This is a genomic window from Acidimicrobiales bacterium (genome assembly GCA_035316325.1).
Lineage (GTDB): Bacteria > Actinomycetota > Acidimicrobiia > Acidimicrobiales > VFJN01 > DASXTK01.
This window is the reverse complement of record DATHJB010000089.1, coordinates 1-7,414: the sequence shown is the minus strand read 5'-3', so window position 1 is coordinate 7,414 and position 7,414 is coordinate 1. Positions and strand designations below refer to the sequence as shown.

Here is a 7,414-nt window from a genome sequence, read left to right as displayed (position 1 = left end):
GGATCGCCGGGGTGCGTGAGCGTGTAGCGCCAGGCGTCCTCGTAGGAGCTCACAGGGGTGAAGGCGGGGAAGAGGTCCCGGGCCGGGCCGTCGGCCGTGGAGGCGGGCAGGACGATCGTGCGGGCGACCGCGGTCTCGTCGCCGATCTCGGCGCTGACCTGCACCACCGCCGCGGTCCGATCGGGACCGATGGACAGCTCGGCGTGCGCACCACCGTCCTCCAGCGGCACCTGGGCGGTGTCGAGCGTCGAGCCGTCGTCGGACAGGAGCTCGATCTCCAGCGGTGCCGGGCTCGACCGGTCGAGCGCGACCTCGACCTCGACCTGGTCGCCGACCACCTGCGCCTCCGTGACGACCGGGCCGCCGTTGGTCTGCACGTTGGTGACGAACCACAGGTCGTCGATGCGGGCCAGGTCGACCCACAGCTGCAGGTCCAGGGTGTCGTGGATGTAGTGGCGCTGCACCCAGTCGTCGCCGTCGGGCTCCTGGTCCTGGAAGTACCAGTCCCGGCCGAGGTGCAGCACGTCGTTCACGTAGGCGAACCCGGCGCTCCCGGCGCTCCACAGGTCGTCGCGGGGGTCATCGTCGCCGAGGGGCCACACCACCGGCGACGACGGGCGAAGGCTCGTCCGGACCGCCGGGGTCGTCGAGTCGTCGAGGCGCAGCAGGGCGATGGCCGCCACCACGACGACCACGGCCGCGGCCAGAGCGACCAGCGGTCGGACCGACGGCGGACGCACCACACGCCGGGGGCGGGCCGGGGACAGCAGGTGGTCGAGCGGGGGCCGGTCCGCCACCCGCATCGACCGGGCGTGCTGCTCCAGGCCGGAGCGGACGCGCGTCTCGGTGTCAGTCGTCATCGAGGGCTCCCTTGAGCTTGGCGAGGCTGCGCGACAGCAGCGACTTCACGGTCCCGGGGCGGCAACCGAGCGCCCGGGCGATCTCCGCCTCGGGGAGGTCCTCGAAGTAGCGGAGGACCACGGCGGCCCGCTGGCGGGGCGACAACGTGGCCAGGGCCTGGCGCACGGCGAGGGCGTCGCCGTCGAGGCCCGGCTCGGGCAGGCGGGGCGGGTCGCCGCGGCGCGCCAGCAGCAGCCGGCGCCGGCCCCACGAGCGGCAGCCGTTGACCACGGCGAGACGCAGGTAGGCGGCGGGCTCGCGCACGTCGGCCCAGCGCCGGTACAGCTGGACGAAGGCGTCCTGGACGATCTCCTCGGCCGGCACGCCGTCGGCCGACGTCAAGCGGGCGAGCCGCACCAACCGGTCGTACGACCCGACGTAGAGCGCCTCGAAGCCACCCGCCCTCGTGGCCCGCTCGGTCGCCCCGTCCGTCAGCACACCCTATTGGCGCACGACCACACCCTCCGGTTCCCGCCGGGCGTCAGGGTCGAGAGTGGCGAGGCCCTGGCGGTACTCCTCCACCAGGGCCTCGACACTCCGAACGTCGTTGTCGTCGACTAGTAGCGGTAGTGGTCGGCCTTGTAGGGGCCGTCGACCGGGACGCCGATGTAGTCGGCCTGGTCCTTCGACAGCTCGGTGAGCTTCACGCCGAGGGCGTCGAGGTGCAGGCGGGCGACCCGCTCGTCGAGCAGCTTCGGCAGCACGTACACGCCCAGCGGGTAGTCGGCCGTCTTCGTGAACAGCTCGATCTGGGCCAGCACCTGGTTGGTGAAGCTCATCGACATCACGAAGCTCGGGTGGCCGGTGGCGCAGCCCAGGTTCAGCAGCCGACCCTCGGCCAGCATGATCACCGAGTGGCCGTCGGGGAACACGAACTCGTGCACCTGCGGCTTGATCTCCACCTTCTGCACGTCGCTCATGCGGGCCAGGCCGGCGATGTCGATCTCGTTGTCGAAGTGGCCGATGTTGCCGACGATGGCGTTGTGCTTCATCCGGGCCATGTGCTCGGCCGTGATGATGCCCTTGTTGCCGGTCGACGTGACGAAGATGTCGGTGGTCTCCAGCGCCCGCTCGAGCGTGGTGACCTCGAAGCCCTCCATCACGGCCTGCAGCGCGCAGATCGGGTCGACCTCGGTGATCAGCACCCGGCAACCCTGGCCGCGCAGCGACTGGGCACAGCCCTTGCCGACCTCGCCGTAGCCCGCCACCAGGGCGACCTTGCCGCCGAGCATCACGTCGGTGGCCCGGTTGATGCCGTCGATCAGGCTGTGACGACAGCCGTAGAGGTTGTCGAACTTCGACTTGGTGACCGAGTCGTTCACGTTGATCGCCGGGAACAGCAGCTGCCCCTGCTCGAACATCTGGTAGAGCCGATGGACGCCGGTGGTGGTCTCCTCGGTGACGCCCTTGATGGCCGCGGCGATGGTCGTCCAGCGGCTCGGGTCCTCCTTGAGCGACCGGGTGAGCACGTCGACGATGACGCCCCACTCCTCGGGGTCGTCGTCGGTGGCGGGCGGGACCTCGCCGGCCTTCTCGTACTCGACGCCCTTGTGGACCAGCAGCGTGGCGTCGCCGCCGTCGTCGAGGATCATGTTGGGGCCGGCGCCGTCGGGCCACAGCAGGGCCTGCTCGGTGCACCACCAGTACTCCTCCAGCGTCTCGCCCTTCCAGGCGAACACCGGCACGCCCTTGGGCGCCTCCGCGGTGCCCTCCGGGCCGACGGCGGCCGCCGCGGCGGCGTGGTCCTGGGTGGAGAAGATGTTGCAGGACACCCAGCGGACCTGGGCGCCGAGGGCGGTCAACGTCTCGATGAGGACCGCCGTCTGGATGGTCATGTGCAGGGAGCCCATGATGCGGGCGCCCTTCAAGGGTTGGCTGTCGCCGAACTCGGCGCGCAGAGCCATGAGGCCGGGCATCTCGACCTCGGCCAGCTGGATCTCCTTGCGGCCCCACGGCGCGAGGGAGAGGTCGGCGACCTTGAAGTCGCCGTCAACGAGGGTGGTCATGGGTCTAGCTCCTGATGACGTGTTGGTCTTGCGTGTGCTTCGTCATCGGGCTGGGCGCTACTGCGCCACCCATGTCAGCCCGAACGACCCGAGGCTAGCGCGGTCGTCATCAGGGTGGCCCCCTCCAGCTCGACTCCCCGGTCGGTGACGTAGGGCCCGAGGCTGCGGCGGATGGCGGCGATCGCCTTGGCGGCGACGTCGGGGTCGGCGCCCTCCAACATGGCCCGGCCGGGGCCGCCGTTCACCAGGTAGTCCATCGCGTCGTCGACGCTGCCGCCCCCTCCGACCGGCATGGTCCGCCGGTGGGGCTGGACGTCGACGTCGGTCCAGCCGGCCCGGGCGAGGATGTCGGTGATCTTGTCGACCGCGGCGAGGCCGAACATCCCGGGGCCGTCGCCACCGAACGCGGGCGGCGGCAGGTGCTCCAGCGCCGCGGTCGTCGTGACCAGCAGCCACTGCTGCTCCGCCATGGGCGCCCACGACAGGATCGCCAGCCGCCCACCGGGACGCATCGCGGTGTTGACGTTCGAGAACGCGGCGACCGGGTCGTCGAAGAACATCACGCCGAAGCGGCTGACGGCCACGTCGTAGGGATCCCCCAGTGGGTCGGTCTGGGCGTCGGCGACCACGAAGTCGACGTTGGCGACGCCCTCCTCGGCCGCCCGCTTCCGGGCCTGGGCCAGCATCGGCTCCGACAGGTCGACCCCCACGGCCTCGCCTTCGGGCGCCGCCGCCCGGGCGGCCCGCCGGGTGGTCGCACCGTTGCCGCAGCCGATGTCCAGGACGCGCTCGCCGGGAGCGACGGCCGCGGTCGTGTCGATCAGGTCGGCCCAGGTCGCCAGCATGGCGTCGTAGCGGTCGTGGAGACGCACCCACTCCGCGCCCGAGACGCCGTTCCAACCTTCCTTCATGTCCTCGTTGGCCATGCTCTGCCGTCCTCCGGTGCTCGATGCTTGCGTACGAGGAGTCTGCCGACCTGAACTGCGGTGCATGTCAAGCGATCTCCTCACGATCGGCGAGCTGGGGCGGCGGGTCGGGGCGGAACACGCGGGCGGCATGGGGTAAGAAAGGCGCGGAAAGTACGGAAAAGGATGGCGGCGGGATACGAACACATGTACGATCAGGCGTATGTTCGAGCGGGTCAGAGACGTCCTGAAGGCAGCGATCGGTGAGCTGGTCGTCCCGGTCGACGCCGCCGCGCTGACCGACAGCCTCGCCTTGCTCGACCAGCTCACCGCCAGGGTCGTCGACGGCATAGGGGCGTTCGACCGGGCGGAGGCATGGAGCGACTCGGGCGCCGTGAGCATGACGGCGTGGCTCCGGTCGACGGGGTGCAGCGCTCGGAATGCTCACGCGATGGCACGGACGGCGCGGCGGTTGGGTGACCTGCCGGTGTTGGCGGAGGCGTATCGGAACGGGACGTTGTCGTCGGGGCAGGTGCAGGCGATCGTGGTGAACCTCAACGACGCCGTCACGCCGCTGTTCGCCTGGGCCGAGGCCGATCTGGTGCCGACGTTGGCGGCGATGCCGGTGGTCGACGTGGCCGCGGCGATGCAGACCTGGGCGCAGGCAGCGAAGGACTCGCTGGTCGACCCGGCGGATCCCGAGCCGGCGCGGCCGGAGCGGCGGCTGCACCTGTCCCGCACGATGGACGGTCGCCGGGAGCTCTCGGGGTCACTCGACGCCGAAGCGGGCGCGATCGCCGAGACCGCGCTGCGGCTCGCGTCGACCGACGACGTCGATGGGGAGCCGGGGCGGACACCGGCGGAGCGGCGGGCCGACGCGCTGGTCGACATCCTGAGGTTCTTCCTCGATCACCAGCAGACCCACCGAGGTGGGCGGCACCGGCCCCATCTGAACGTCTTCCTGGATCACGACGACCTCGGCGACGCACCCGGGAGCTCGGGGTGGCTGCCCGACGGCACCCTGTTGGACGGCGCCACCCTCCGGAGGCTCGCCTGCGACGCGGGTGTGCATCGGGTGATCACCCAGGGCCGGTCGAGCATCCTCGACTACGGCACCACCACCCGCACCATCCCCGCCAACCTCTTCAACGCCCTCGTCGCCCGTGACCGGCACTGCCGGTTCGGCGACTGCGACCGGCCGGCGGAGTGGTGCGACGCCCACCACGTCACCCACTGGGCCGACGGCGGTCCCACGGAGCTCGGGAACCTGGTGCTGGGTTGCTCCCGCCACCACCACCTCGTCCACCAACCCGGTTGGCACGCCAAGCTCCTACCCGACGGCACCTACCTGGTCTCCACACCCAACGGCCACACCATCGAGAGCCGGCCATCCGGTAGACCACCCGACCTGTTCGGCAGCCAGAGGAGGGCAGCGTGATGGGTTCCGGCGACCAGGCCCGCTCACGCGGTCGAGGTGCGGGGGGCGCGGCTCGTGAGCTGCTCGAGGAGGGCGACGGTCTCGGGGTGGACGCTGTCGTGGGGCTCGACGCCGTCGTCGGGGTCGGCCACGGCGGTGCACAGCTCCCGGTAGGCCCGGTGGACGCCGGGGACGTTGCCGGCCGCGTGCGCCGACCGCATGAGGATCCGGTACATCCGCTCGTCGCACGGGAAGGCCCGCAGTCCCTGGCGGGCGGCCCACTCGGCGCCCCGCCAGTCGCCCGCCTCCAGGCGGATCTCGGCCAGCTCGTCGGCGGCGTCGACCACCTGGGCCACGATCGCCCCCCGGTGCGGGCCGATCCAGCCGAACCCCCGACCCGCCCCGGTGAAGGGCTCGCCGGTCACCAGCGTCAGGGCCTCGGCCAGCAGCTCGGCGGCGAGGACGGGGTCGTCGGTGGCCTCCGCGTGCTCGGCCAGCTGGGCGAACAGGGCGTAGTCGGACGTGACCCGCTCGTCGAGCGCGTAGCGGCCGCCTTCGGGCGCCGGGAAGAGCCGCTCGGTGAGGGCCTTGCGGGCGGCGGTGACGGCGTTCTGGAAGGTCTTCACGGCGTGGGCGCCCGAGGGGAAGAGGGCGATCTCCAGGTCCTCCCGGTCGACGGTGGCCTCGCGGAGGGCCAGGTAGCAGATCGCCTCCAGGCCCTTCTGCCGGCCGACGGCGAGCGGCGCCTCGGTGCCGTCGTCCTGGCGCTGCACCACCTGCACCTCGCCCAGGACCCGGACGAGGACGTCGGCCCGGACCAGCAGGTCGTCCAGCCGGGGCGGCGGATCGGTGTCGGGTTGGGTGGGGTGGGTTGGGACGGGGTCGCGGGTGGGCAGGTCGACCGGTTCGGCCTGCTCGGCGTGCTCCAGCAGCTCGACGGCGGCGACGGCGTGGGGGTCGAGGCCGCGGGCCAGCACCAGGGTGTCGACGCCTTCGAGGCGCAGCAGGCCCGCACCGTCGATCCGGCACAGGGTGCCGACGGCCGGCACGTCGCCCTGCGGGCAGACCACCGCCACGCTGCGGCCGCGGCGGGCTGCCAGTGCCCGGAGGCGGGCGAGGTCGAGCTCGTGGGGCGGGACCGCGCTGACCACCAGCAGCGGCTCCCAGGCGTCGGGGGTCGCCCCGGCGGCGCGGGCCTGGGCGGTGGTGCCGCAGGCGAGGCCGGTGAGCAGGGCGTCGATGCGGGAGGCGTGGGCCTCGGCGAGGTCGAGGGCGTCGCCCAGGCCGGTGTCGACCGCCTCGATCGACGGCAGGCGGGCCAGGCCGTCGTCCAGGCCCACGAGGAGGACCCGGGGCTGGACGGCCCAGGGGGCGGTGGCGACCGACACGGCGACCGCCCGCAGCCACGCCGTGCCCCGGTCGTGGTCAGCGGCGACGGTGACGACGCCGTGCGACTCCAGGTCGACCAACACCTCGGCGCCGCCGGCGGTGGCCCCGACGACGCTGAGCAGGGGCGCCGGGGCCGCGACCGTGCTGCCGGCGGCGGCCAGCTGCTCGTAGCCGACGGCGGTGCGCCACCGGTCGGGCGCCTCGGCGACGAAGCCCGCGGACGGGGCGGCGGCGTCGGCGAGGACGAGCACCACCTCGTCGGGCGTGGCCTCCACCCAGCGGAACGGCGGGAGGCCTGCGGAGCCGGCGGTGGCGGCTGCGGCACGGAGGGCGGCGTCGACCAGGCGGGCGCCGTCGACGTCGGCCCCGGCCCGCAGGACCGACTCGGTGTGGGCCAGCTCGGGGCCGGGGAGGGCGATGGCCTGCCGGGGCCGCCGCCGTCGCAGCTGGGCCCGGCGGGCGCGGTCGAGGGCGATCACCAGCCCCGCCACACCGATCCCCCCGGCGACCAGGCCGACGGGGAAGGCCCCGTCCTCCTGGCGTTCGTCGTCCTGGTGGTCCTCCGGCAGCTCCCCGCCGGCCTGCAACTCCCCCACCGTCGTCACGGTCACCGCGGGGTCGTCCGACTCGGCCTCGACGTCGGGCGGCGCCGGGGCGGGGGCCTCCTCGGTAGGAGCCGGCGACTCCGGGCTCTCGCTGGCGGGAGACTCGGCGTCGGTCGGAGCCGGCGTCGTTGCGGCGGACGACTCCGGGGCTGGGACCTCGACCTCGGGCGGTGCTGGGGGCGGAGGCGCGGG

At 73.1% G+C, this 7,414-nt stretch carries 6 protein-coding genes; 1 reads left to right on the top strand and 5 read right to left on the bottom strand.

Annotation, left to right across the window (positions count from 1 at the left end; genetic code table 11):
- The 4 genes from VK611_12880 to VK611_12865 all read right to left on the bottom strand — a co-directional run.
- On the bottom strand, positions 1-860 hold an 860-nt coding region (locus VK611_12880; protein ID HMG42224.1), incomplete at its 3' end, for a hypothetical protein.
- Positions 850-1,338 carry a SigE family RNA polymerase sigma factor gene (locus tag VK611_12875; protein HMG42223.1) on the bottom strand — a complete coding sequence of 163 codons (489 nt, stop codon included), beginning with the start codon at positions 1,336-1,338 and terminating at the stop codon, positions 850-852. The genes VK611_12880 and VK611_12875, both read right to left, overlap by 11 nt.
- A 119-nt stretch (positions 1,339-1,457) precedes the next feature.
- Positions 1,458-2,906, bottom strand: a complete 1,449-nt coding sequence (gene ahcY, locus VK611_12870) for an adenosylhomocysteinase (GenBank protein ID HMG42222.1) — start codon at positions 2,904-2,906, stop codon at positions 1,458-1,460.
- A gap of 74 nt (positions 2,907-2,980) precedes the next feature.
- Positions 2,981-3,832 (bottom strand): class I SAM-dependent methyltransferase, encoded by an 852-nt coding sequence (locus VK611_12865; protein ID HMG42221.1) that lies wholly within the window; start codon positions 3,830-3,832, stop codon positions 2,981-2,983.
- A 202-nt stretch (positions 3,833-4,034) separates the two neighbouring features.
- Here VK611_12865 and VK611_12860 point away from each other — a divergent pair, with 202 nt between their 5' ends.
- On the top strand, positions 4,035-5,249 hold the full coding sequence (locus VK611_12860) for a DUF222 domain-containing protein (protein ID HMG42220.1): 1,215 nt from the start codon (positions 4,035-4,037) through the stop codon (positions 5,247-5,249).
- A gap of 23 nt (positions 5,250-5,272) precedes the next feature.
- Here VK611_12860 and VK611_12855 read toward each other — a convergent pair.
- On the bottom strand, positions 5,273-7,414 hold a 2,142-nt coding region (locus tag VK611_12855; GenBank protein HMG42219.1), incomplete at its 5' end, for a BTAD domain-containing putative transcriptional regulator.

Excerpts from the sequence above, each read along its gene's own strand:
- ahcY (HMG42222.1), bottom strand. The coding sequence starts at position 2,906 with ATGACCACCCTCGTTGACGGCGACTTCAAGGTCGCCGACCTCTCCCTC.
- VK611_12865 (HMG42221.1), bottom strand. The coding sequence starts at position 3,832 with ATGGCCAACGAGGACATGAAGGAAGGTTGGAACGGCGTCTCGGGCGCG.
- VK611_12860 (HMG42220.1), top strand. The coding sequence starts at position 4,035 with ATGTTCGAGCGGGTCAGAGACGTCCTGAAGGCAGCGATCGGTGAGCTG.